The sequence below is a fragment of the Saccharothrix obliqua genome (genome assembly GCF_019375475.1).
Taxonomy (GTDB): Bacteria; Actinomycetota; Actinomycetes; order Mycobacteriales; family Pseudonocardiaceae; genus Actinosynnema; species Actinosynnema obliqua.
Genome location: NZ_JAHXGQ010000004.1, coordinates 37,061 through 59,455 on the forward strand (window position 1 = coordinate 37,061; position 22,395 = coordinate 59,455).

The following is a 22,395-nucleotide window of genomic DNA, read 5'->3' on the forward strand; positions in this document are numbered from 1 at the left end:
CGCGTCCGGCCGGGACACTGGGCCGGTGCGAAAGCTGACCGCGACCGTGCTGGACGCGCCCGACCCGCAGGCGCTGGCCCGGTTCTACCGGGACCTGCTGGACTGGGAGCTGGACACCGACGAGCCGGACTGGGCCTCGGTGCGCCCCGCGCCCGGCGAGGTCGGCCTGTCGTTCCAGGCCGAGCCGGGTTTCGAGCCGCCCACGTGGCCCCGCGCGCCGGGTCGGCAGCAGATGATGGCGCACCTGGACATCGAGGTGGACGACCTGGTGGCGGAGAGCCGCCGCGCGGAGGAGCTGGGCGCCACCGCGGCCGAGTTCCAGCCGCAGCGGCACGTGCGGGTGTTCCTGGACCCGGTGGGCCACCCGTTCTGCCTGTGGGTGCGCGGGTGAGTCAGGCCGCGCCGATGGCGCGGGTGATCGAGCCCAGCACGCCGGGGAAGCGGCGCTCCATGTCGTCGGTGCGCAGCTGGTGGGTTCGGTAGCTGCCCTGCGGGATCACCCGCAGCACGCCCGCCTCGCGCAGCACCTTGAGGTGGTGGGAGAGCGTCGACATGCTCACCGGCACGTCGAACTGGCCGCACACGATCCCGCCGGAGCGCGCGAGTTCGGCGACGATGCGCAGGCGGACCGGGTCGGCGAGCGCGCTCAACACCGCGGCCAGGCGCAGGTCCTCCACGTCCGGGTGGTGTAGGGCGCGCATGGCGAGATCGTAGCGATCCCCGTCAAGGACGGGCGGTCGCGCGACCGCCCGGTGGTACGGTGATCATCGTGACCCTCCCGGAGCCGGTGCGGGCCGGGCTGGACCGCGTCACGAACCCGGTGCTGGTCGACTTCGCCGCGCTGGAGCAGGTCCGCCGCCGTTTCGACGACGAGCAGGCGGGCGCGCTCGCCGGCTACCTGCGTGCCGCCCAGTCCCCCAACACGCTGCGCGCCTACCGCTCGGACTGGGTGGCGTGGGCGGCGTGGTGCGAGCAGGAGGGCAGGCAGGCGTTGCCGGCCGACCCGGTGGACGTCGCGGTGTACCTGGCGGTGGCGGCGCGGAGCACGAGACCGGACGGCTCCCCCGCGTTCGGCGCGTCCACGCTGGAGCGCAAGGCCGCGGCGATCGCGGCGGTGCACGCGGCCGGCGGCCTGCCGTCGCCGACCCGGTCGGACGTGGTGCGGTTGACGTTGCGCGGCATCCGGCGCACCCGCCGCGAGCAGCCGCGGCGCAAGCGGCCGGTGCTGCTGGACACGCTGGCCGCGCTGCTCGCGGAACGACCCGCGCCGGGCTGGCCGACCGGGGTGGCGCGCCGCCGGGACGCGTTGCTGCTGCTGGTGGGTTTCGCGGGCGCGTTGCGGCGCAGCGAGCTGGCCGCGCTGCGGCTGGAGGACGTGGTGGTGGACGTGGACCCGCGTTCGCAGGAGCCGCTGCTGCTGGTGGAGCTGGGCGTGACGAAGACCGACCAGACGGGCGGGCACCGGCAGCGGGTGGTGCTGCCGCGCGGCGCTCGGCGGCCGACGTGCCCGGTGTGCGCGTTCGCGGACTGGGTGGACGTGCTGACCGCCGCCGATCCCCGTGCCCTGCTGGCGGACGAGCCGGCGGAGGCGGCCACGCACCGCTGCCACTCGTACCGGCCGGGCAGCCACGCGGGTCCGCTGTTCCCGGCGGTGAGCAGGCACGGCCGGCTGGGCGGGCGGCCGATGTCGGACCGGGCGGTGGCGGACCTGGTGAAGCGGTACGCGTTGCGGGCGGGCCTGGACCCGGCGTTGTTCGGCGGTCACTCGCTGCGGGCGGGTTTCGCGACGCAGGCGGCGCTGGGCGGTGCGAGCGACCGGGAGATCATGCGGCAGGGCCGGTGGACCAACCCGCGCACCGTGCACCGCTACATCCGGACGGCGAACCCGTTGGAGGACAACGCTGTCACGCGCCTCGGACTGTGACGCACAGCGCACGGCCGGCTGTTAACTGTAAACAAGCACCCGGCGTCCGGCCGCGACCGAACGGCCCAGCGGAATGGGCCGGGCGAAGTCTTGCCCGGTTTTGTTTCCACAGTGTTTCCACATAGTTTGAGCTGCGGTTTTGCTCGATTTGCGAGCGATGTGCAGGTGGCTGACCTGCGCGGGCGGAACAAACCTGAAATCGCTTCACGTCCAATGAGGGCGGTATCCGGGGCATTCGCGCACCTACGATCAGTGCACTTGGTCGTCCGCCCCGGCCGATGGCGATCCGCCGCCCGACCGGTGGCCCCCGGACTACCCTGCACTGTCCGGGGGCCACACGTCAGACTCGACGCGACCAGGACGGGGTCAGGGGAAGAACCGGCCAGGATTGAACGCCGAGCCTCGGCCGCCCTGATCGCGCCCGGGCCGATATCGCCATCGCCGCCGAGTGGGACGGTGGCCCTCGGCCCGCGGGATGCGGCTCGTCGTCCCGGTCCGCTCGCCGCCTGTGCCGACGTGACGGAGTTCCTCTCGCGCCAGCTGAACACCAAGTGACCTTGGTGAGCTGAACGAAGCCCGAGATCCAGCGACACGGCGGGGTCTCGGGGTCCGTCGATCAGCTTCCCGATGCCGGCGGTGTGGCGCCCCGCGGATCGGTCAACGTGCGCATCGCCTCGACCAGGGTTGTATACACCGGGTTGGATTCCGCGTTTTCCCAGTCCCCGTCGCCCTCAACCCGGTCCTCAGCGGGATGGCCGGGCTCGGCCGGCGCGAACAGCCACCACAAGTTCTGCCACGGGTCTCGGAACCGCGCGATGTCGTAGCCGCCGTAGAAGGGGGACACGTCCGTGATGACGGTCGCTCCCCGCTCGCTTGCCCGGGTGAGCACGGCAACAGGGTCAGAAACGTACACCTGTGTGAACGCAGGGGTGAACGGCCAGTCCGCCTTCCTGTCCGCGACCATCAGGAGGGAGTTCCCGATCTTGACCTCCGAGTGGATCAGGGAACCGTCCCCTGCGGCATGGTCGGGGGTTCGCGCCTTCGGGTCGTCGACGGCGTCGAAGACGTGTTGGAGGAACTCGATGAGGCCGGCCGCGTGGTCCGTGATCACGAATCCGGACGCGGTGTACCTGGACAACACATCGGCGGTGCTCGCCCTGGACATCGAGGATCTGGACCTGCCCAACAAGCAGGCCAGGATCACGACCGGCCGCGGAGGCAGCGGTTCAGGCGCCCGTGCTGCCGCCCACGACCGCGTCGGAGGTCGGCGCGGGCGGCGGCACGACGCCGGACAGGTCGCCGCCGTTGTCGTTGACGCGCAGCACGAACGGGCGGGTCTCGGTGTACTGGACGACCGACAGCGACGCCGGGTCGACCACGATGCGCTGGAAACCGTCCAGGTGCACGCCCAGCGCGTCCGCCAGCACCGCCTTGATCACGTCGCCGTGGCTGCACGCCACCCACACCGCGCGCGGCCCGAACTCGGCGGTGATCCGGGCGTCGTGGGCGCGGACCGCGGCCACCGCGCGGGCCTGCACGGCGGCCAGCCCCTCGCCGCCGGGGAACACCGCGGCGGACGGGTGCTGCTGCACCACCTGCCACAGCGGTTCCGCCAGCAGCTCCTTCAACGCTCGACCGGTCCACTCGCCGTACTCGACCTCGGCCAGGTCCGGCTCGACGGCGGCGGTGAGGCCCCGGTCGGCCAGCAGCGGCGCGAGGGTCAGCCGGCAGCGCTCCAGCGGTGAGGTCACCACGGCGTCGACCGGTACCCCGGCCAGCCGGCGCACCAGGTCCGCAGCCTGCGCCGTGCCGCGCTCGGCGAGCCCGACGCCCTCCTGACGACCCGCGAGCACGCCCGACCCGTTGGCGGTGGACCGGGCGTGTCGCAGCAAGATCACGGTAGCCACGACCCCAACCTTATGTCGGGTTGATGAGCCCCATCGACAGCAGGCCCATGAGCACGATGCCCACCAGCAGCCGGTACCAGACGAACGCCGAGTAGCTGTGCTTGGACACGTACCGCAGCAGCCAGGCGATGGTGGCGTAACCGACGGCGAACGCGACCACCGTGGCCACGATCATCTGCGGCACGGACGCCGCGTTCGGCTCGGACCGGTCGAGCACGTCCGGGATGGAGAACACGCCCGCGCCGAACACCGCGGGCAGCGCCAGCAGGAACGAGTACCGGGCGGCGGCGGCGCGGTCCAGGCCGAGGAACAGGCCGGCGGTGAGCGTGCCGCCGGAGCGGGACACGCCGGGGATCAGGGCCAGCGCCTGCGCCAGGCCCATGCCGACGGCGTCCTTCAGCTCCAGCTTGGTCCGCACGTGCTTGGCGAGGTGGTCGGCCAGGCCCAGCAGCAGGCCGAACACCACCAGCACCGTCGCGGTGATCCACAGGTTGCGCAGCGAGCTGCGGATCTCGTCCTTGAACACGTAGCCGAGCACGCTGATCGGGATCGACCCGATGATCACGTACCAGGCCATCCGGTAGTCCTCGGTCTGCCGCGCGGCCCGGCTGAACAGACCCTTGAACCACGCGGCGATGAAGTTGCCGATGTCCTTCGCGAAGTAGATCAGCACGGCCAGCTCGGTGCCGAGCTGGATCACGGCGGTGAACGAGGCGCCCGCGTCGTTGCCGAAGAACAGCGTCGACACGATCCGCACGTGCGCCGACGACGAAATGGGCAGGAATTCCGTCAATCCTTGGACGAGTCCGAGGACCAGGGCCTGCAACCAGCTCAACTACCCACTCCCGCCAGATCCAGAGCTTCGGTCGCGGTGCGCAGCGCCGCGATCCCCTGATCGAGATCTTGCAGCATCGGCGAAAGGGTGAGTGTGGTGACCCCCGCTTCGGCGTAGGCCACCATCCGCTCGGCGATCCGCTCACGGGTGCCCAGCAGCGAGGTCGCGTCCAGGAAGTCGGCGGGCACCGCGGCCATCGCGCCCCGGTAGTCGCGGGCCAGGTACTTGTCCTGCACCTCGGCCGCCTCGGCGGCGTAGCCCATCCGCGCGGCCAGGTCGTTGTAGAAGTTCTTCGCGCGGCTGCCCATGCCGCCGACGTAGAGCGCCGCGTAGGGCCGCACGTGGTCGGCGCAGTCGCGCCAGTCGTCGCCGACGCGCAGCGGGACGGTGGGCACGACGTCGAAACCGTCGAGCGTCCGCCCGGCCTTCGCCCGGCCGGCGCGCAACGCGTCCAGCGAGGGGCCGGAGTGTTCCGGGGAGAAGAACACCGCGAGCCAGCCGTCGGCGATCTCGCCGGTGAGTTCGACGTTCTTCGGCCCGACCGACGCCAGGTACACCGGGATGTGCTCGCGCACCGGGTGCACGGTCAGCGTCAACGCCTTGCCGGGGCCGTCGGGCAGCGGCAGCCGGTAGTGCTCGCCGTCGTAACGCAGCTTGTCGCGGCGCAGGGCGGCACGCACGATGTCGACGTACTCGCGGGTGCGGCCCAGCGGCTTGTCGAACCGCACGCCGTGCCAGCCCTCCGACACCTGCGGCCCGGACACGCCGAGGCCCAGGCGGAACCGGCCACCGGACAGCGTGTCCAGGGTCGCGGCGGTCATCGCGGTCATGGCCGGCGTGCGGGCGGGGATCTGGAGGATCGCGCTGCCCACGTCGACGCGTTCGGTCTGCGCGGCCACCCACGCCAGCACCGTCGGCGCGTCGGAGCCGTAGGCCTCGGCGGCCCACACCACCGAGAAGCCCAGGCGGTCGGCTTCCTTGGCCAGTTGGAGGTTCGCGGCGTCGTTGCCCGCGCCCCAGTACCCGAGGTTCAGTCCCAGTCGCACGGCCCGGACCCTACCGGCGGGTAACCCGCCTGCGCCAGAGCACCCCGTGCGGGTGAACCCGGCCGGGCGGCCCGCGACCGCGCGCCGGCGGCCCGCCACGCGCGGTTTAGGCTTCCCCACGTGGAACAGCGCTACCTCGGCCGCAGCGGCCTGCGGGTGTCCCGGATCGCCCTGGGCACGATGACCTGGGGCCGCGACACGGACGCGGACGAGGCCGCCACGCAGCTGATGGCGTTCACCGAGGCGGGCGGCACGCTGGTCGACACCGCCGACGTGTACGTGGACGGCGAGAGCGAACGCATCCTGGGCGGCCTGCTGGGCGAGGTCGTGCGCCGGGACGAGCTGGTCATCGCGACCAAGGCGGTGGCGCGTCGCGACGACGGCCCGTTCGGCGGCGGCGCGTCGCGGGGCGCGTTGCTCAACGCGCTGGACGGCTCGCTGCGGCGGCTGGGCGTGACGCACATCGACCTGTGGCAGCTGCACGCCTGGGACGCCGCGGTGCCGCTGGAGGAGACGCTGTCCGCGCTGGACGCGGCGGTCGCCTCGGGCAAGGTCCGCTACGCGGGCGTGTCCAACTACTCGGGCTGGCAGCTCGGCACCGCCGCCGCCCTGCCCGGCCACCTCCCGATCGTGTCCAACCAGGTGGAGTATTCGCTGCTGGAGCGGGGCGTGGAGCGCGAGGTCGCGCCCGCCGCGGCACACCACGGGATCGGGTTGCTGCCGTGGGCGCCGCTGGGCCGGGGCGTGCTGACCGGCAAGTACCGCAACGGCACCCCGTCGGACTCGCGGGGCGCGTCACCGCACTTCGCGGGCTACGTGGAGCAGCACCGCACGGAGCGGGCGGCGCGGATCGTGCAGGCGGTGGCGACGGCGGCGGACGGGTTGGGCACCTCCCCGCTGAGCGTGGCGCTGGCGTGGGTGCGGGACCGGCCGGGCGTGGTGGCGCCGGTGGTGGGCGCGCGTGACACGGGTCAGCTGCTGGGGTCGCTGGCCGCGGAGGACCTGACCCTGCCGTCCGCGATCCGGGCGGCGTTGGACGACGTGAGCGCGATCGAGTTCGGCTACCCGGAGCGCCCCCTCGGGTAGGCCGGCGGGGGCCGCGCTCCCGCTTCGAGCGCAGCCCCTAGTGCGCGGCGCCCACCTCCTCGGCCAGCCGGAACCAGTCGCGCACGCCCGCGACCTGGTCCTCCAGCCAGGTGGCGACGTCGGCGGCGAGGTCGAGGGCACGCGGGGTGCGGACGCGTTCGGCCAGGTGCTCCACGAGCGTCTGGATGCGTCGCACGGGCGGCGGGTGGCTGCCCGCGAACGGCACCACCAGCCCGAGTTCGGCGGCGAGCCGGTCGACGACCTCGTGCAGGAACAGCACCAGCAGCAGCGCGCCGACCAGGCACGGCTCGTGCACGTCGAGTTCACGGGGCCCGAGGTCGTCCAGGGTGTGCAGCATGATGGTGGCGGCGATCCGGTCGGCCTCGTGCTCGCGCGGCCAGCCGACGGACTGCGCGTCCAGCGCGCCGACCGGCGTGTCCGGGTCGGTCCAGCGGCGGGCGGTGACCAGGTGCCCGGCGATGACGTGCGCCACCTCGTGGGCGATGACGAACTGGGTCGCCCGCCTGAGCATCAGCCCGACCAGTGCCAGCCGCTGGCCGGACAGCTCGGGCAGCGGCTGGGCCGCGACCGCGCCGTTGCCGTACAGGTAGGCGTTGACGGCCTCGGCCAGCGCGTACGACGCCTGCTCGGCGTCCAGCAGCGGCGGCGTGCCGTAGTTGGGCAGCGCCCCGGTCATGATCTTCAGCACGGTCGCGACGAGGTCCGGCACGCCGCTGTTGACCAGCACCAGCACCCCGCGGCCGGGCACCGGCACGGACAGCCCGTCGAGGGTGCCGGTGGGGAACACGCCGGCCAGGACGGGGGTGCCGGTGGCCCAGCCGGCGACGCGGGCCAGGTGCAGCACCTCGGGCGCGACGGCGTCGAGGGTGCGTTGCAGGTCCCGCAGGTGGTCGTGGCGGTAGGCGGCCGGCCGGGCGCGGACGTCGACCAGGCGCGCGAGCCGCGTGGCGACCGGTTCGGCGGCGACCTGCGTCCACGTGTGGTAGCGGTGCGGCGGGGGCTGCGCCGCACGTGGTCCGGGGTCGAGGTGGTCCACGACCCGCCGGTCCCTGAGCAGTTCCACGTGCCTGGTGCGCAGCCCCTCGACCGTCATCCGCGTACCTCCCGTTTCCACCTGGGATAGTCGCGAAAACCCCGGTCGAGGTACGACCGGCGGCCGTTTACCACTCCCCCGGACCAACGACAACACCCTCCCCCTGCGTGACGATGGTGGATTCGTGATGGATGCTGGGTGCACGTTCCGCGATCGGGTTACCTGGAGGTTCGACGTTGCGCCGACTGGCCGCGGTGGTGCTCACCGGAGCCGCGCTGCTCTCCGGTTGCTCCACCGGCGAGAACCCCGCCGACCCGCTCCAGATAGCCGCCACGCTGGAACCGGCGCGACCGGCGGTGTCGCCGGCGCAGTCCGCCGCGCCCGCCGGGACGGTGGTGCCGCTGGGACGCGCCACGTCGGTCGTGGTGGCCGGCTCGCGGGTGGCGGTCGCGGTGGCGGAACCGCCGTCGGTGCGGCTGTTCCCGCTGGACGCGCTCGCCGACCCGGTGGTCGTGCCGCTGCCCGGCGTGGCGGAGAAGCTGACCGCGGTGGGCGAGGACGTGGAGGCCCCGGTGCCGGGCGCGGGGGTCGTGGTCACGGTGCGCGGCGACGGCTCGACGGCGGAGCGCGCGGTCGACGGCGGCCCGGTGGACGTGGCCGTGGTGGGCGACCGGACGGTGGTGGCGCGCCGCGACGCGAAGCTGGTCGACGTGGGCGACCGGGCGGTGACCGGGGTGTCGAGCCCGGACCTCGTGGTCGGCGCGGACGGCGAGGCGGTGGTGCTGGACCGGCCGCGCAGCGCGGTGTTCGACCTGAGGCTGTCGGCCGACCCGGACCCGGAGCGCTCCGGGCCGCGCCTGGGCGCGGGGCTGCGGGCCGGTGACGGCGCGACGTCGATGGTCGCGGACCGCTTCGGCCGGGTGCTGGTGGTGGACACGCGGGGCGGCGAGCTGATGGCGTTCTCGGTGAACCCGCTGATCATGCGGCAGCGGTACCCGGTGCCGGGCGCGCCCTACGGGCTGGCCTACGACGCGCGCCGGGATCTGCTGTGGGTCACGCTTACCGAGCGCAACGAGGTGGTGGCGTTCGACGTGGCGGGTGGTGAGCCGGTGGAGAAGCACCGGTTCCCGACGGTGCGCCAGCCGAACGCCGTGGCGGTGGATCCAGGCAGCGGACGCGTCTTCGTCGCGTCCGGGGACGGCCAAGGGATGCAGGTGATCGGGACATGAGCGAAGGGGTGGTCGACGGGGACTGGGAGTACCGGCCGCTGCGGCTGCCGGCCGGCATCTCCCGGCGCACCGCGACGACGCAGCTCGCGATCCACGCGGAGTTCTCCGGGTGGGAGCTGTCCAGGACGCTGCTGTTCGGCGACGGTTCGCGGAAGGTGTGGCTGCGCCGGAAGCGGACGGCCACCACCCTGCCGGGTGTGATCACCTAGCCCGGTACCGGCGAAGCGGTCTGCCCCGGCTGGTTCCGCGGGCAGCGCGTCCGCGCGTCACGAGGCCGGCGGGCGGGACCGCACGACCCGCCCTCGCTCGTAGCCCGGAAGGCACCATTGCGGGGCCGCGGGTCCCAGACTTCAGCAAACCTCCAGCTCAATCCCCGTTTACCACACCTGTGGTACCACATCTGTGGTGGTTTCGGCGTAGGCGGCGGCCGGGTCGCGGGCCGGGGTGCCGGCCGGTGTCCAGTCGCCCCCGCGGGACCGGTACGGGTACCAGCGCCCGTCGCGGCCGTAGCGGAGCTGGCGGTCGCCCGCCGTCCACCGGTTGCGCCAGACCCGCGGTTCGGGCAGCTCGGCGTCACGCCACGCGGCCCGCGCGCGGGCGGTGTCGGTCCTCGCCGGAGTCCACGCGTGCTCCAGGACGTCGAGCCCGGTGGCACCGCCCTGCTGCCACGCGGCGACCTCGCGGTGCGCGACGTCGAGCCGGTCCACCAGGTCCGGGTGGGTCGCGCGGTGGGTGGCGGCCATGCGGACGTGGTCGCGACGCGCGTCGAGGGCGGGCAGCTCACCGGTGAGCAGCAACGCGCGGGCCTTGGCCGCCGCGTCGGCGACGAGCAGGGCCAGCGCGGCGGGGTCGACGCCGGGCGCGGGGGCGAACTCGGCGGTCGCGGCGGGTTCGGGCGGCGCGGGGTCGGCGGGCAGCGGCACCGGGTCGGCGGCGTAGGCGGCGACGGCGGAGGTGCCCGCGGCGGGGCGCGCGCCCGCGACAACCTCGTCGCGGTCCCGGCCACGCAGCAGGAGCAGCACCCACGGGTCGGCGTCGAGCAGCCACGACACCTGGTGGCACAGGGCCGCGGCGTGGCGGCACGGCAGCTCCCAGCCGGGGCAGGTGCACTCGGGGTCGAGGTCGCCGATGCCGGGCAGCAGCCGCACGCCCGCGTCGGCGGCGGTGTCGGCGAGGTCGCGCGGCACCTCGCCGTCGAGCAGGGCGGCGAGGTGACCGGCCTTGTCGGCGACCTTGTCCAGGAATCGCCGCCACTCCGCGTCGGTGAACGGGGCGAGCCGCACCGAGGTGCGGTAGGTGTCGCCCGCGTCGTAGACGGTGGCGGTGAGCAGGCCGGGGCTGGCGGTGATGGTGCCGACCAGCCCGGCGTGGGCGTACTTGCGGCCCAGGCGCAGCGGTTCCTGGGCGAGCGAGGTGTCCTCGACCGCCTGGAGCCAGGCGAGGCCCCACCAGGAGCGGACCCGGCGGACGCCCTTGCCGAACGCCGGGAAGCCCTTGACGCGCTCGGTCACGTGCCGCTCCTCAACTCGACCAGGTCGGCCAGTTCGTCGTAGGTGAGTTCGGTGAGCGCGGCGTCGCCGCGGGCGAGCACGGCGTCCGCGAGGTCGCGCTTGGCGCGCAGCATCTCGGCGATGCGGTCCTCGATGGTGCCCTCGGCGATGAGCCGGTGCACCTGCACGGGCCGGGTCTGGCCGATGCGGTACGCGCGGTCGGTGGCCTGGTCCTCCACCGCGGGGTTCCACCAGCGGTCGTAGTGCACGACGTGGTCGGCGCGGGTGAGGTTGAGGCCGGTGCCGGCGGCTTTGAGGGACAGCAGGAACACGGAGGTCTCGCCGTCCTGGAAGCGCCGCACCATGTCCTCGCGGGTGGCGACGGGCGTGCCGCCGTGCAGGAGCCGGCTGTCGACGCCGCGTTCGGCGAGGTGGCGGCCGATGAGCCGGGCCATCGCGACGTACTGGGTGAACACCAGGACCGCGCCGTCCTCGGCGACGATGGTGTCGACCAGCTCGTCGAGCAGCTCCAGCTTGCCGGAGCGCCCGGCGAGCCTGGGTTCGTTCTCCTTGAGGTACTGGGCGGGGTGGTTGCAGACCTGCTTGAGCCCGGTGAGCAGCTTGACCACCAGGCCGCGGCGGGCCATGCCGGTGGCGTCGGCGATCTCGGCCATGACCTCCCGCACGACCGCCTCGTACAGCCCGGCCTGCTCGCGGGTGAGGGCGACGGGCCGATCCGTCTCGGTCTTGGGCGGCAGCTCGGGCGCGATGCCCGGGTCGGACTTGCGGCGGCGCAGCAGGAACGGCCGGGTGAGCGCGGCGAACCGGGCGGCGACGGCCTGGTCGCGGTCGGCCTCGACCGGCTTCGCCCAGCGCGCCTTGAACGCGGGCAGCGTCCCCAGCAGGCCGGGCGTGGTCCAGTCGAGCACCGCCCACAGCTCGGTGAGGGTGTTCTCCACGGGCGTGCCGGTGAGGGCGACGCGGGCGGCGGCGGGGATGCGGCGCAACGCCTTCGCGGTGTCCGAGGCGGGGTTCTTGACGTGCTGCGCCTCGTCGGCGACGACCAGGTCCCACTCGACGTCGGCGAGCCGGTCGGCGTCCACCCGCATGGTGCCGTAGGTGGTGAGCACGAAACCCTCGTGGGCGACTTCGCGGCCCGCGCCGTGGTAGCGGCGCACCGGGACGCCGGGCGCGAACCGCTCGACCTCCCGCTGCCAGTTGCCCAGCAGGGACGCCGGGCACACCACGAGCGTCGGGCCCGTGCCGCGGTGCAGGTGCAGGGCGATGAGCGTGATGGTCTTGCCCAGGCCCATGTCGTCGGCCAGGCAGCAGCCCAGGCCCAGCGACGTCATGCGGTGCAGCCACCGCAGGCCCTGCAACTGGTAGTCGCGGAGGGTCGCGCGCAACGCGGGCGGTTGCGGGACGGGCTCGCCGGTCTGGTCGGCCAGCCGGGCACGCAGCTCGTCCAGCCACCCGGTGGTGGCGACCGGCACCTGCTCGCCGTCGACGTCGGCGACACCGGAGAGCGCCGCGCCCAGCGCGTCGATCGCGGTGACGGGTTTGAGCTGCCGCTCGCGGGCCCGGCGGGCCAGTTCGGGGTCGACCAGCGTCCAGCGGTCGCGCAGCCGCACCACCGGCCGGTGCGCCTCGGCGAGCCGGTCCAGCTCCTCGGTGGTGAGCGGGTCGCCGCCGAGCGCGAGCCGCCAGTTCACGGCGGTGACCTGGTCGGGGCCGAAGAACGACGGCCGGTCGCCCCGGTCGTCGCCCCCGAGCACCACGTGCGCGCTGAGGTCGCGCACCAGGTCCTTGGGCCAGTGCACGTCGACACCGGCGGCGGCCAGCCGCACCGCGCCGTCACGCAGCAGGTCGGCCACGTCCGGGTCGGGCAGCGGCACCTCGTCGGGCACCGGCTGGTCGAGCAGGCGTTCCAGCGGCGGCCAGGCGCGGGCGGCGCGGCGGATCGCGACCGTCGCCTCCGCGCGGGCGCCCCGGTCGTCACCCGCCCACAGCACCGCGGCGTCGACCACCGACGTCGGGTCGGCGAGGCTGTGCACCTGCACCACGGCCCGGAACGCCTCCAGGCCCTCGACGCGCAGCGAGATCCGCACGCCCTGCCCGGCCCAGTCCCGCAGGTGCGGCACCTGCTGGGGCTCGACGGCGGCGAACGGCGGCGCGCCCGCCACGCGCACCGCCGCCGCGCCACGCGGCATGGTGTCGGCCACGGCGTCCAGGAACGCGCGGACCAGCGGCTCGGCCTCGGCGAGTTCCGCCGGGTCGCGGCCGGGCAGCGGCACGGCGCGGGCGTGCGCGGGCATCGCGGCGGCCAGGTCGGCGACGCGGCGGGTGTCGGCGGCGTCGAACGGCCCGACCCGCCAGGCGTCGAAGTCGCCGTCGGTGACGGCGGGTCGCAGCCGGCCGCGGGCCACCAGGTGCAGCGCGGCGACGACGGCCGCGCCCCAGAACGCGGCGGCGGGGTGCGCGTCGGCCGCGCGGCGGGCCGCGGACAGCAGCGGCACCGCCTCGGCGACGGGCAGCCGCACCGCGGGCACCCGGCGACGCGTGCCGTCCGGTCCGACCACGTCCAACGCGGCGCGTGGGACGTCGGCGGGCAGGTCGCTCCCGTAGAAGGCCATGGTCGACATGCGTGGCGGATCGGCCGGTTCGAACACGACCGCGCACCGCGTCAGAGCTGTGTTCAGCGCTCCCCCTAGGCTACTCAAGTTTGAGTGTAGCCCAGCTCCCGGGCGTTCCCGGCGAATCACGCTCGCCCGCCATCGGGTGCTCACCCGCTTCCAGCCGCGCCAGCAGCCCTTGCGTCCACGTGATGCCGGTGTCCGCGGTGTGCGCCCACAACCCGTACAGCTCCCGCACGTGCCCCGGTCGACCGCCCCTGCCGGCCTGGTCGAGCGCGTCCGCGCGCATGGCCTCCAAGGCGGACAGCCGTTCCCGCAGCAGCTCCACGGCGTCCGCGCGACGCAGCGCGGGCAGCAGCGCGAGGCCCGCGCCCAACGCGTCCGGGCGCGTGCCGGGGTGGCGCAACGCGTCCCGCAGCAGCCGCTGGAACTCCTGCTCGCCCTTGGCGGTCAGCAGGTAGTCGGTGCGGGCCGGCGGCACCAGCTCGTCCCGCAGGTGACCGTCCCGGGTGAGCTGCTTGAGCGCGTGGTAGATCGAGCCCCACTTGACGTTGGCCCACTCCCCCGCGCCCCACGACATCAGGTCGTTGCCGATCAGGTAGCCGTGTGCCCGCCCGTAACCGCGCACCACGCCGAGGACCAGCAACCGCGTCGCCGACATCGTTCCCGCCTGCCTGTAATCCGGTACCGCGACCAGGGTAGGGGGCACCAGGATGGGGCTCGTGACCGACGTGATCCGCCTGCGCCCGCTGGACGACGACGGCCTGGAACGGCTGCTCGCGCTCGCCTCGGCCGACGCCGACCCCGCCGACGTGATGCCACCCGGCTGGACGCCGGACCGGCCCGACGAGTTCCGCGCCTTCTACCGGGGTTTCCTGGCCGACGCCCACGAGATCGTGGCGGGCGGTCGCACCGTCGGCATGATCCGCCTGACCGCGACCGGGGAGACCGGCATGTGGGTGGCGCGGTCGGCCCGCGGTCGCGGCGTCGGCCTGACCGCGTTGTGCCGCGTCGTGCAGGAGGCGCCCGGTCGCGGCATCCGGACGGTCACCGCCGAGACCGCCACCGCCAACCACGCGGCGCGGACCGTCCTGGCCAGGGCGGGCGCGCGGCTGACCGTCGACGGCGACCGGGTGCGCGCCACCATCACCGCGCCGACCGAACCCGCGACCGACCTCGCCGACCCCGTGCGGTTGGTCGCGGCGTACCTCGACTTCTACCGGGACGCCCTGCTGCGCAAGGTCGACGGGTTGTCCGAAGAGGACCTGCGCACCAGCCGCGTGCCGTCCGGCTGGACGCCGCTGGCCCTGGTCAAGCACCTCGGGTACGTGGAGCTGCGGTGGTTGCGGTGGACGTTCGCGGGTGAGGACGTGCCCGAACCCCGCGGCAACCCGCGGGTGGAGAACGCCGAGTGGGCCCTGGAGGAGGGCGACACCGCGGCCCGGGTCCGCGCGTTCTACCTGGAGCAGTGCGCCCGGTCCCGCGAGATCGCCGCCCGGCACGACCTCGCCGAGCAGGCGGCCCGGTGGGACGTCCCGCTCCCGCGCCCCACCCTGGCCTGGATCCTCTTCCACCTGCTCCAGGAGTACGCCCGCCACCTCGGCCAGCTCGACGTGGTCCGCGAGATCACCGATGGCGTGGTGGGCGCGTGACGCGTCCCGGCGCGGGATCACGCGCCGTCGAGTCGGCGTGGCGGGCGACCGGTCCGGGTGCTCCATGAGGATGGTGTCGTCGAACCTCGCCGCGACGACGCCGGCGCCCGGTCAGACTGGCGTGCATGACGGAGGATGCCACCGTCCACAACCAGGTCGGTAGCGCGGACATCGGTCCGGTGGTGCAGGCGGGAACCATCCGGCACATCTCGCTGTCGACCGCCCCCGCGCGGGCCGCGCAGCAGGGCGTTCCGGTGCCACGGCAGTTGCCCCCGGTCCCGGCGGGGTTCGTCGGCCGCGCCGACGAGTTGGCCCGGTTGAGCGCGGCGCTGGACGAAACGGCCGGCCAGGGCGGCACGGTGGTGATCTCCGCCCTGGCCGGAGCCGGCGGGATCGGGAAGACCTGGCTCGCCCTGCGCTGCGCCCACCAACACCTCGACCGGTTCCCCGACGGACAGCTGTTCGTCGACCTGCACGGCTTCTCCCCCGCCAACGCGCCGCTGGATCCCCCTGTCGTGGTGCGGCGTTTTCTCGACGCCCTCGGTGTCGACCCCGGCCGGATCCCGGCCGACCCGGACGCCCGAGCCGCGTTGTTCCGGAGCCTGGTGGCGGACAGGCGGATGCTGATCCTGTTGGACAACGCCATCGACGCGACGCAGGTCGCCCCGTTGCTGCCGGGCGGTTCCTGCACGGTGCTGGTCACCAGCCGCCGGCACCTGAGCAGCCTGGTCATCCGACGCGGCGCCCACCACCTGCGCGTAGGGGTGCTCGCACCCGTCGAAGCGCGGCAGGCGTTGATCACCCGACTGGGCGCTGAGCGGGTGGCGGCCGAACCCGACGCCGTCGAGGAGCTGCTGGCGTACTGCGGCGGGTTCCCCCTGGCACTCGGGATCGTCGCCGGCCGCGCCCGCACCACCCCCGACCCACCCCTGGCTGAGCTGGCCGCCGAACTCCGGGACCACGCCACCCGTCTCGGCGCCCTGGACAGCGAGGACCCGTCCGCCAGCCTGCCCGCGACCCTCTCGTGGTCGCTGCGCACCCTCACCGACGAGCAGGCCAGGGTGTTCGGGCTGCTCGGCCTCGCACCCGGCCCGGACATCAGCCTCGCCGCCGCCGCCGGCCTCACCGGTCTGTCCACCACCCGCACCCGCGTGGTCCTGCGTGGCCTGGAGCAGTCATGCCTGCTCGACCGGGACGCCGCCGGCCGGTACCGGATGCACGACCTCGTTCGCCTGTACGCCACCGACACCCACCACTTACCCGACGACCTGGCGGATGCGGCGCTGCGCCGGGTCGTCGACTTCTACCTGCACACCGCGTATGCCGCCGACCGCCTGCTGCACCCGGAACGCCCACCCATCCGGGTCGATCCGCCGGTGCCCGGCGTCCACGCCCGGACGCTCTCGAACGCGGCGGCGGCGATGTCCTGGTTCGACAGCGAACACGCCTGCCTGCTGGCCGCGCACCACACCGCCATCGCCCGCGGATGGCACCACACCGTCTGGCGGCTGGCCTGGGTGCTGCGGACCTTCCACGTACGGCGCGGACACCGCCACGACCGGCTTGCCGTGTGGCGGGCCGCGGTGGCGGCCGCGGCGTACTTGCCCGATCCCGGCTCGCGCACTCTCGCCCATCGGTTCCTTGGCCTGGCCTACGTCAGCCTCGGACGCCACAAGGAGGCGATCGGGCACCTCGACCGGGCCCTCGCCCTGGCCGAACAGCACCACGACACCGCCGAGCAGGCCCGTACCCACCAGATGGCCGCCTGGTTCTGGGGACAGCGGGGGGACCACCGGCGGGCCTTGGACCACGTCACCCGGGCCCGGGACCTCTACGTCGCCCTGGACCAGCCCGTGCCGGCCGCCGAGGCGCTCAACAAGGCGGGCTGGTTCACAGCCCGACTCGGCGACCACGACACGGCCCGCGCCCACTGTCAAGCCGCCCTCGACCTCCACCGCCGCCACCACAACTCGGAAGGTGAGGCGGCCGCCCTGGAGAGCCTCGGGTACATCGCCCACCACGCGGGCCATCACCGCCAGGCCATCACCCACTACCGGCGGGCGCTCGCCATCGTCCGCGACCGCGGCCACACGTACGCGGCCGCCGGCATCCTCGACCGGCTGGGCCGGCCGTACGCCGCCCTGTTCCAGCACGACCACGCCCGCACCGCCTGGCGGGAAGCACTGGACCTGTACCGGGAACAGGGACGTGACGAGGACGCCGCACGCGTCCAACGGCAACTCGACGACGGCGTGCGGCCCCAGTAGGAAGAACCGGCCGGGGCAGCCCGTGTTGGTGCGCTGACGGTTCCCGCGGCTGACGCGGATCGACCAGGCGGCCGGTGGTGGGATTCCCGCGGTGGTCGGAAAGGGCATGATCCGAGCCCGTTCGGGTCGCGTTCGCGCGACGGGAAGACCGCCGTCGGCATGCTGACGGTTTGTGAGAAACCTTCTGTTACGCAGTCCGTCGGCATTCGCGACCGCACGACCCGTGGTCGACCGGAGAAGCAGAGCCTCGACCTGTGTCGGCGTGGTGATCGCCGTCCTGGCGTCGCTGCTGGTGGGCGTCCAGCCCGCGGTCGCGGTGGGCGACGACGGGTGCGAGTCGTTCGGCTCGTCGTTCGCCGGTCAACCGGTCCCCGACGGCAGCAGCGGGCTGCGCCTGGGCTGCGCCGGCGACGCCGGTGACCTGCGCCGGCTGGCGAACACCGACGACGACCTGGTGGCGGTCCTCGACTTCGGTGTCACGCAGCGGCCCGACCAGTGGCGGCAGGCGATCGGCCAGGTGGTCGACACCACGCGCGCCGACATGGGCAGGGGCCTGTCCCTGAGCCAGGCGTTGACGCTGCGGTTCCAGCGCGACAGCGTCGGTTTCGCACCGCGGGCCGAGGACGGCATCAGGTTCGGCGGCGCCATCCACGCCGTCGGCGAGAGCGTGGTGCTCGTGGTGCCGGCCGGCGACATCGGCACCGCCGGTTTCTGGGACGGTTTCTGGAAGAAGTTGGTGGCGAGCCTCGCCGGTTTCGCCGCGGGCGCCGCCTCCGCCGCGTTGTGCCTGCTGGCCTTCAACGTCGGTGCGCCGGCGGCGGCACCGGTTTGCGGAGCCGTGGGCGGCGCGTTGGGCGCGGCTGTCACCGAACTGATCGGCGTCAAACTGGACGGCAAACCGATCGACGGGCAGGCGTGGGGCCAGACGCTCGCCGTCGCCCTCGCCGGCGCGGTCGGCGGCGCGCTGCTCGGCCGGTTGGTGGAGTTCCTCACCGGCGGTACGCAGGGGCTGATCGAGAGCATCCAGCTAGCGCTCCGCCGGTACGCGGCGATCTTCACCAACTGGCGGACACCGCTCAACGGGCTGGCCGACCTGCTGAACTCCAACGTCGCCAACACCATCCTCAGGATGGTGCAGGAGCTGGCGCGGCGGGGCGTCGGGAGCCTGAGGATCATGCCGCTGGGCGACTCGATCACGTACGGGTTCGCGAGTTCGGACGGTTCCGGTTACCTGGCGGGCCTGCGGGAGCTGGCCGGACTCGGCGGCCCGGTCGAACTCGTCGGCTCCCAGCGCTCGGGGCCGGGCGCCCTGCCCAACGAGGGGCACAGCGGCTGGACGATCGGGCAGGTCGCCGGCATCACCGACGCCGCGCTGGCCGTCCACCAGCCCAACGTCGTGCTGCTGCACCTCGGCACCAACGACATGAACAACAACACCGATCCCGGCGGGGCGCCGGCCCGGCTCGGCGGCCTGATCGACCAGATCTTCCGCGCCGCTCCCCAGACCACGCTGGTGGTCTCGACCATCGTGCCGGCCGCCAACCCCGTGACGCAGCAGCGGATCGCGGCCTACAACCGCGCGATCCCCGACGTGGTGGCGGAACGGCGGCGAGCGGGCAAGCACGTCACGTTGGTCGACACGAACGCGGTCACGACGGCCAACCTGGCCGATGGGCTGCACCCCGACGACCGGGGCTACCAGAAGCTGGCCGCGGCGTTCTACCGCGGTGTCATCGACGCGGCGGACGCCGGCTGGATCGGCCCGCCCGGTTCCGGCAACCCCGGCTGCTCCGATGTTCCCGGCCGGTGGATCGACCGGGGCCAGATCGCCTCCGGTGTCGGCGCGACCGGTTTCGAGATCAGCTTCGCCGACATCAACGGCGACCGGCGCGACGACTACCTGCGGGTGCACCCCGATGGCGCGGTGGACGCCTGGCTCAACACCGGCGGCGACACCGGTGCCAACCCCGGCTGGATCTCGCGCGGTCGGATCGCCTCCGGCGTGGGCGCACCGGCCTCCGAGGTCGTCTTCGCCGACATCAACGGCGACCGGCGTGACGATTACCTCTGGTTGCGCCCCGATGGCGAGGTGGACGCGTGGATCAACACGGGCGGTGACTCCGGCGGGAACCCGGGCTGGGTGTCGCGCGGTCGGATCGCCGGCGGTGTGGGCGCGCCGAGTCCCGAGGTGCGCTTCGCCGACGTCACCGGTGACGACCGGGACGACTACCTGTGGGTGCACCCCGATGGCGCGGTGGACGCGTGGATCAACACGGGCGGCGACTCCGGCGGGAACCCGGGCTGGATCCCCCGCGGGCAGATCGCCTCGGGCGCGGGCGGCGGCGAGCTGGTGTTCGCCGACATGAACTGCGACCCGCGCGACGACTACCTCAAGGTCGACCGCAGGACCGGCGTGGTGCACGCGTGGCTCAACATCGGCGGCGACACCGGCTCCACCCCCGGCTGGGTGTCACGCGGCCAGGTCGCGAGCGGCGTGGACGGATCGGCGCTCAGCATGATCACGTTCGCCGACGTCAACGGCGACGGCCGCGACGACTACCTGCTGGTGAAGCCGGACGACGGGGCGGTGCGGGCCTTCCTCAACAACGGCGGCGACCCCGCCTGACCCGGTGGGTGGTGGCCACGACCGGCCACCACCCACCGTGGCCGGCTCGACCGCCGGTCGGTAGGCGTTAGGGGGTCTTGTGCCAGGGGGCGTCGGGGTCGGCGAGGGTGTCGAGCAGGAGTTGGCACCAGGTGACCGCGGCGTTGACGGCGAGGTGTGCGTGTCGGGGGTGGAGCCCGACACGGGGGCCTGCCGCGCCGTGGCCGGTGCCGTAGCCGCGGTTGCGGAGTTCGCCGAGTCCGATGGCGATGGTGGTGACGGCGCCGAGGATCTTGCGGACGGCGTCGCTGCCGTCGGGGCCGGGTGAGCAGCTGGAGGGGTGCAGGCCGAGGGTTTCCTGGGCAGCGCGTGCGAGTGCGGGGAGGTCGTCTTTGTCGTTGACGTGGCGGCCGCATTCGGTGAGTACCGCCTTGGCGGTGCTCTCGATGAGTTCCTTCGCGCTGCCGATGGCCAGGGCGGGGTCGTCGATGATCGTGCGTTGGATGCGGTCGAGTTGTTCCTGGATGCCGGAGGCGTCGACGAGAGCGGCCAGGGACCGCAGCGGGGTGGGGTCGGCGGGCGGGGTGATCCAGCCGGTCGCGGGGTCGACGGTGCAGCCGTCGCGGCGCAGGGAGTCGTGGAAGCGTCGCAGCTCGGCGGTGCCGGGGGCCAATTCGGCGAGCAGCCGCTCGAATGCCCGGCAGGCGCGGCCGACATGGGCGGGGTCGGTCCAGTCGACGGCTTCGAGGTAGTGCTGGGTGACGGCCCGCCGCACGTCGGAGTCGCCTCGGGCGTAGTCGGGCTTGGGGGCGAAACCTTCGTCCTGGAACGCGTCGGCGACGCGCATGTAACTGCTGATGTCGGTCATGAGCCGGCGGAACTGGCCGCGGGTGCTGCGGCTGATCAGGTCTCTCACACTCGGGCCTTCTCCTCGTGGGCTCGTGCCGCAGCCCTGAACTCGGCCACGGCGCGGACGCTTACCACCACGAGTGGAATAGCGGAGAGTTTCGGCATGGACGCGAAGCGTAGCCAACGGGGTCGCCAGTCGAGAGTGGCGAGCAGCCGGGCGCCAAGCACGGCAGGGAACCCGGGCTCAGGGCGTCCCGAGCCGGCCGATCACGACGGTCGCGTCCAGTTCCGCCGAACGCGCCACGTCGGCGGTGAACCCGGCGGCCGTGAAGGCTGATGCCGTCGACCCCGCCTGGGCGGCGCTGGTCTCGATCAGCAGGGCGCCACCCGGAGCCAGCCAGGCCGGGGCCTGCGCGATCACCCGACGCTGCACGTCCAAGCCGTCCGCACCACCGTCCAACGCCACCAGCGGCTCGTGGTCGCGGGCCTCCGGGGGCATCGTGCCGATGGCGTCGGTCGGCACGTAAGGCGCGTTCGCCACCAGCACGTCCACCCGACCGGCCAACGCCGGGGGCAGCGCGGCGAACAGGTCGCCCTCGTGCACCCGCTCCGGGTCCAGGTTCCGGCGCGCGCACCGGACGGCCGCCGGGTCCACGTCGGCCGCGTGCACCACCGCCGCCGCCTCGGCCGCCAACGCCGCGCCCACGGCGCCGGACCCGCAGCACAGGTCCACCACGACGGCACCGGGCCGCACCAACGGCGCCGCGCGCTCGACCAGGAACCCGGTGCGGCGGCGCGGCACGAACACGCCCGGCTCGACCGCGATCCGCAGTCCCCGGAACTCCGCCCAGCCCAGCACCTGCTCCAGCGGCAGGCCGGCGACGCGGCGCGCCACCGACTCCGCCAACCCCGCCGCCGACCCGGCGGACGCGACCAGCAACCGCGCCTCGTCCTCGGCGAACACGCACCCCGCGGCTCTCAGCCGCGCGACCACCTCGTCGAAGTCGAAATCGAACGCGAAGTCAGGAATCGGTCCCACCTCCCTCCGCCGACCGGGCGACAGCGGCCTCGATGCCGTCCAGCAGCACCTCCAGGCCGATCGCGAAGTTCCGCTCCGCCTCCCGCTCCAGGTACGGCGTGCACTCGTCGGCCGCGGGCGGCTCCACCTCGCCGATCCACGCCGACAGCGGGAACCGCTCGCTCAGCTCCGCCGCGTACTCCGCCAGCACCGGCGTCCGCGCGTACCACCACTCCTCGTCCGACACGCCGGTCTCCCGCGCCGCACGCCGCGCGTCGGCGATCACCCCCGCCATGCCCCGCACGAACTGCCCCACCGCGCCCACCACACCACGCAGCACCACGGCGGACAGCCCCGTCTCGCGCAGGATGCCCAGCAGCGTCTCCAGCATCGTGAACTCGTTGGGCCCCAGCACCGGCCGCGCCTGCGACACCTGCAACACCCACGGGTGCCACAGGTAGAACGCCCGCACGTCGCCCGCCCACGCGGCCAGCGCGGGCCGCCACCCGTCGTCGAGCGGGTACGCGGAGGGCAGCTCGCCGAGCACCTTGTCGTACATCAGGTCGACCAACTCGGCCTTGTTGGGCACGTAGGTGTAGAGCGCCATCGCCGTGCGGCCCAGCCGCTCGCCCACGGCACGCATGGACAACGCGCCCATCCCCTGCTCGTCGGCGACCGCGATGGCGGCGTCCACGACGGCGTCCACGCTCAGCCCCGGCCGGGGCGCACCGCCCTCGGCCACGCGCCACAGCAGCGAGATCGACCGGCGCGCGTCCCCTTGCCCGGCGAACACCACCACG

Annotated in this window: 20 protein-coding genes; 8 read left to right on the forward strand and 12 right to left on the reverse strand. The window is 73.8% G+C overall.

The window, feature by feature from the left end; all coding sequences use genetic code 11:
• Window positions 1–25 precede the first annotated feature (25 nt).
• On the forward strand, window positions 26–391 hold the full coding sequence (locus tag KZQ38_RS13715; protein ID WP_308258389.1) for a VOC family protein: 366 nt from the start codon (window positions 26–28) through the stop codon (window positions 389–391).
• A 1-nt stretch (window position 392) separates the two neighbouring features.
• Here the strand turns inward: KZQ38_RS13715 and KZQ38_RS13720 are convergent, their stop codons facing one another.
• On the reverse strand, window positions 393–701 hold the full coding sequence (locus KZQ38_RS13720) for an ArsR/SmtB family transcription factor (RefSeq protein WP_219441971.1): 309 nt from the start codon (window positions 699–701) through the stop codon (window positions 393–395).
• 68 nt (window positions 702–769) lie between these two features.
• Here KZQ38_RS13720 and KZQ38_RS13725 point away from each other — a divergent pair, with 68 nt between their 5' ends.
• Entirely contained in the window at window positions 770–1,924 is a 1,155-nt protein-coding gene (locus tag KZQ38_RS13725; protein ID WP_308258390.1) for a site-specific integrase, read from the forward strand.
• Between the two features lie 616 nt (window positions 1,925–2,540).
• Here the strand turns inward: KZQ38_RS13725 and KZQ38_RS13730 are convergent.
• The 4 genes from KZQ38_RS13730 to KZQ38_RS13745 all read right to left on the reverse strand — a co-directional run bounded on the left by KZQ38_RS13730 (window position 2,541) and on the right by KZQ38_RS13745 (window position 5,712).
• Window positions 2,541–3,089, reverse strand: a complete 549-nt coding sequence (locus KZQ38_RS13730) for a VOC family protein (protein WP_219441975.1) — start codon at window positions 3,087–3,089, stop codon at window positions 2,541–2,543.
• A gap of 61 nt (window positions 3,090–3,150) precedes the next feature.
• Window positions 3,151–3,831, reverse strand: a complete 681-nt coding sequence (locus tag KZQ38_RS13735) for a histidine phosphatase family protein (protein ID WP_219441977.1) — start codon at window positions 3,829–3,831, stop codon at window positions 3,151–3,153.
• Window positions 3,832–3,841: 10 nt separating this feature from the next.
• Window positions 3,842–4,666 (reverse strand): undecaprenyl-diphosphate phosphatase, encoded by an 825-nt coding sequence (locus KZQ38_RS13740; RefSeq protein WP_219441979.1) that lies wholly within the window; start codon window positions 4,664–4,666, stop codon window positions 3,842–3,844.
• Window positions 4,663–5,712: an LLM class F420-dependent oxidoreductase gene (locus KZQ38_RS13745; RefSeq protein WP_219441981.1), complete on the reverse strand. Its 1,050-nt coding sequence runs from the start codon at window positions 5,710–5,712 to the stop codon at window positions 4,663–4,665. The genes KZQ38_RS13740 and KZQ38_RS13745 overlap by 4 nt, the downstream gene beginning before the upstream one ends.
• 120 nt (window positions 5,713–5,832) lie before the next feature.
• On the opposite strand from KZQ38_RS13745, the gene KZQ38_RS13750 reads away from it, so the two are divergent.
• The gene (locus tag KZQ38_RS13750; protein ID WP_219441982.1) at window positions 5,833–6,798 is read left to right on the forward strand and encodes an aldo/keto reductase; all 966 of its coding nucleotides are present in this window, start codon (window positions 5,833–5,835) and stop codon (window positions 6,796–6,798) included.
• Between the two features lie 37 nt (window positions 6,799–6,835).
• Here KZQ38_RS13750 and KZQ38_RS13755 read toward each other — a convergent pair whose 3' ends face one another.
• Entirely contained in the window at window positions 6,836–7,912 is a 1,077-nt protein-coding gene (locus tag KZQ38_RS13755) for a M48 family metalloprotease (protein ID WP_219441984.1), read from the reverse strand.
• Between the two features lie 176 nt (window positions 7,913–8,088).
• Between KZQ38_RS13755 and KZQ38_RS13760 the strand changes: the two genes are divergently transcribed.
• Both KZQ38_RS13760 and KZQ38_RS13765 read left to right on the forward strand, forming a co-directional pair.
• Complete coding sequence (locus KZQ38_RS13760) at window positions 8,089–9,081, forward strand: YncE family protein (RefSeq protein ID WP_219441986.1); 993 nt, start codon at window positions 8,089–8,091, stop codon at window positions 9,079–9,081.
• Window positions 9,078–9,290, forward strand: coding sequence for a DUF5703 family protein (locus KZQ38_RS13765; protein WP_219441988.1), 213 nt, complete (start codon window positions 9,078–9,080; stop codon window positions 9,288–9,290). Before KZQ38_RS13760 ends, KZQ38_RS13765 begins: the two co-directional genes overlap by 4 nt.
• Before the next feature lie 168 nt (window positions 9,291–9,458).
• Here the strand turns inward: KZQ38_RS13765 and KZQ38_RS13770 are convergent, their stop codons facing one another.
• From KZQ38_RS13770 to KZQ38_RS13780, 3 genes are read right to left on the reverse strand one after another with little or no spacing between them, the layout of a single operon-like run.
• Window positions 9,459–10,592, reverse strand: coding sequence for an SWIM zinc finger family protein (locus KZQ38_RS13770; protein WP_219441990.1), 1,134 nt, complete (start codon window positions 10,590–10,592; stop codon window positions 9,459–9,461).
• A complete protein-coding gene (locus KZQ38_RS13775; RefSeq protein WP_504739557.1) occupies window positions 10,589–13,240 on the reverse strand; it encodes an SCO1167/SCO6262 family helicase in 2,652 nt (883 codons plus the stop codon). The genes KZQ38_RS13770 and KZQ38_RS13775 overlap by 4 nt, the downstream gene beginning before the upstream one ends.
• Before the next feature lie 43 nt (window positions 13,241–13,283).
• Window positions 13,284–13,865 carry a PadR family transcriptional regulator gene (locus KZQ38_RS13780; protein ID WP_219441991.1) on the reverse strand — a complete coding sequence of 194 codons (582 nt, stop codon included), beginning with the start codon at window positions 13,863–13,865 and terminating at the stop codon, window positions 13,284–13,286.
• Between the two features lie 61 nt (window positions 13,866–13,926).
• Between KZQ38_RS13780 and KZQ38_RS13785 the strand changes: the two genes are divergently transcribed.
• The 3 genes from KZQ38_RS13785 (at window position 13,927) to KZQ38_RS37070 (ending at window position 19,749) form a co-directional block, all read left to right on the forward strand.
• Complete coding sequence (locus KZQ38_RS13785) at window positions 13,927–14,856, forward strand: GNAT family N-acetyltransferase (protein WP_219441993.1); 930 nt, start codon at window positions 13,927–13,929, stop codon at window positions 14,854–14,856.
• A gap of 125 nt (window positions 14,857–14,981) precedes the next feature.
• The gene (locus KZQ38_RS13790; protein ID WP_219441996.1) at window positions 14,982–17,123 is read left to right on the forward strand and encodes an ATP-binding protein; all 2,142 of its coding nucleotides are present in this window, start codon (window positions 14,982–14,984) and stop codon (window positions 17,121–17,123) included.
• A 262-nt stretch (window positions 17,124–17,385) separates the two neighbouring features.
• On the forward strand, window positions 17,386–19,749 hold the full coding sequence (locus KZQ38_RS37070) for a GDSL-type esterase/lipase family protein (RefSeq protein ID WP_219441998.1): 2,364 nt from the start codon (window positions 17,386–17,388) through the stop codon (window positions 19,747–19,749).
• Between the two features lie 67 nt (window positions 19,750–19,816).
• On the opposite strand, the gene KZQ38_RS13800 is transcribed toward KZQ38_RS37070, so the two are convergent.
• From KZQ38_RS13800 to KZQ38_RS13810, 3 genes are all read right to left on the reverse strand, one after another.
• Window positions 19,817–20,596, reverse strand: a complete 780-nt coding sequence (locus KZQ38_RS13800) for an abortive infection family protein (RefSeq protein ID WP_219442000.1) — start codon at window positions 20,594–20,596, stop codon at window positions 19,817–19,819.
• Window positions 20,597–20,821: 225 nt separating this feature from the next.
• On the reverse strand, window positions 20,822–21,616 hold the full coding sequence (locus tag KZQ38_RS13805) for a putative protein N(5)-glutamine methyltransferase (RefSeq protein ID WP_308258391.1): 795 nt from the start codon (window positions 21,614–21,616) through the stop codon (window positions 20,822–20,824).
• Window positions 21,600–22,394 (reverse strand): TetR/AcrR family transcriptional regulator C-terminal domain-containing protein, encoded by a 795-nt coding sequence (locus tag KZQ38_RS13810; protein WP_219442002.1) that lies wholly within the window; start codon window positions 22,392–22,394, stop codon window positions 21,600–21,602. The genes KZQ38_RS13805 and KZQ38_RS13810 overlap by 17 nt, the downstream gene beginning before the upstream one ends.
• Between the last annotated feature and the right edge of the window lies 1 nt (window position 22,395).